Annotated in this window: 1 protein-coding gene and 1 pseudogene; both read right to left on the bottom strand. The window is 29.7% G+C overall.

What is annotated here, in order from left to right; translation table 11 throughout:
• A partial coding sequence (locus IU405_RS03400) for a UxaA family hydrolase (protein WP_197437209.1) occupies positions 1–345 on the bottom strand: 345 nt, incomplete at its 3' end.
• Between the two features lie 20 nt (positions 346–365).
• A pseudogene (locus IU405_RS03395) lies at positions 366–553 on the bottom strand (tagaturonate reductase); the annotation flags it as partial.

The following is a 553-nucleotide window of genomic DNA, read 5'->3' as shown; positions in this document are numbered from 1 at the left end:
GTGATACCCCATAAAAGTTTTGTTTTTCCAAGCATCAACGTTTGGAGCAGTCCAACCAATTGTACCTGTTTTTTGACTAACATTTGCACTTTGATGTTTTACATTTTCAGTTGTTAAAACTCCTCCTGTTGGAATGAAAAGACTTGCTTTTCCAACCAAAACTCCGTACATGAAAATTTTTTCACCAACTTCAAAATTTCGCAAAGCTATTTTATGTTTAGCTTTTACATCTGAAATAATTGTAATTTCCTGATTTTCAAAAGAGATATTTTCACCAACTTTTAAATTGATTAAAGCTACTGCAACATTATCTGATTGATGAACTTTTATTAGTTTTTTTTGCATGGTTTTATGCGACTTTTATTTTAATATTTTTTGCTAAAATTAGCCAATCCTTTTTCAATTCCATTTACTTCAATTTCATGTAAAGCCAATGATATTGAATCTTTCAAATGTGGCACTTTTGTTAAATCTTCATCCCAAAAAGAAACGTTTGACAAAACAGCTTCTGCTACAAATTTACTGTCATTCGTATTCCAAATAGTATTAAAAG

Origin of the sequence: Polaribacter sp. BAL334, from assembly GCF_015767435.1 — a bacterium.
Taxonomy (GTDB): domain Bacteria; phylum Bacteroidota; class Bacteroidia; order Flavobacteriales; family Flavobacteriaceae; genus Polaribacter.
This window is presented reverse-complemented; position numbering and strand designations above follow the sequence as displayed.